Consider the following 1,481-nt stretch of genomic DNA (forward strand, 5'->3'; position numbering starts at 1 on the left):
CAGGGCCCCGGCGTTGTTTCGTATTGTCCGGTTATGTAATGAAAACGCTGATGTTGAGGGCTGGATAGCAGGCGAGCACGACTTCTGCTGATCTTTCGGGTGCCTAGCCAGAAAGATCCACTCAGGAGTCGTGCTCGTGCCGATATCTTCCCCGATCAGCCCTGTTGTTGACCACCTCGCGGACTTGGCCCTGTGGGAGGCCGAGCTCGCGTCCGACCCGCAGGCCGTGGCGTCGTCGCTGGCCCACCGGCTGGCTCAGGTGCCCGACCCCCGCGGGGTGCGGGGCCGTCGACACCGCCTCGTGGTGATCCTGGTGCTGGCCGCGTGCGCGACCCTGGTCGTGGGCAACGATTCGGTGGCGGCGATCTGGCAGTGGGCGGCCGGCGCCAGTCAGGATGTCCTGGCCCGTATCGGTGCCCGCTACGACGCGTTGACCGGCCGGTATCTGGTGCCCAGCGAGCGGACCTTCCGCCGGGTCCTGACCAGTCTGGATGGCGACGCCCTCGACCATGCGGTCGGCGGGTACGTCACCGACGTGATCCGCGGTGTCAGCCCTGCCCCGGTCCTGCCCGCCACGGCCAGCCCGGTCGAACGCGAGCAACGCCGCGCCGCAGTCCGCGCGGTCACGCACCCGGTCCCGGCCGGGCTGCTGCCGGCCGCCGCGATCGACGGGAAACTTCTACACGGCACCGTCACCACCACCGGCCGGGTGTTCCTGGTCGCCGCCATCGACCACCGCACCGGAACCGTCCTAGGGCAGCGTCAGGTCGCGGACAAACGCGGCGAGAACACGGTCATCGAGCCCCTGCTGTCCGGATTGGACGCGGCCGGGATGGTCCTGACCCTGGACGCCCTACACACGACCAAGAAGACCGCCCGGCTGATCACCGGCGATCTGCACGCCCACTACGTCCTGATCCTGAAGGCCAACCAGCCCCTCGCGCTGCGAGCAGCCCAGGCACTGCTGTCCGGAACCGACACCGAGTTCGCCGACTACACCGGCATCGACACCGACCGCGGCCACGGACGCACCGAACGGCGCATCCTGCGCGTGGCGCCCGCGGACGACGCTCTCTTCCCCGCCGCCCGGCAGGTGTTCCGGCTACGCCGCGACACCGGCGGCCTCGACAACGTCCGAACCCGCAAAGAAATCGTCTACGGCATCACCAGCATGCCCACCGACCTGGCCGGCCCCGCCCACCTCAACCACTACGCACGCGAGCACTGGTGCGTGGAGAATCGGCTGCACTGGGTCAGAGACGTCACTTTCCGCGAGGACAATTCCCAGCTCAGGACCCGTTCCGCACCCCGCGCCCTGGCCACTTTCCGCAACCTCGCCATCGGCACCTACCGACTCGCCGGACGCGCCAACATCGCCCACGCCCGCCGCGACCTACACAACCGCACCGATGTCTTCGCCGTCTACGGCATCTAGCAAACCATCACCAAGCCGGACAGAAAGAAACAACGCCGGGGCCCTG

The 1,481-nt window shown here is 68.5% G+C and carries 1 protein-coding gene; it reads left to right on the plus strand.

Annotated features, from left to right (window positions below; translation table 11 throughout):
- The first annotated feature begins 136 nt into the window (after window positions 1–136).
- Window positions 137–1,435, plus strand: a complete 1,299-nt coding sequence (locus ABGB16_RS33660) for an ISAs1 family transposase (RefSeq protein WP_347672090.1) — start codon at window positions 137–139, stop codon at window positions 1,433–1,435.
- Window positions 1,436–1,481 lie beyond the last annotated feature (46 nt).

It is taken from the genome of Micromonospora sp. B11E3, assembly GCF_039871625.1.
Classification (GTDB): Bacteria; Actinomycetota; Actinomycetes; order Mycobacteriales; family Micromonosporaceae; genus Micromonospora.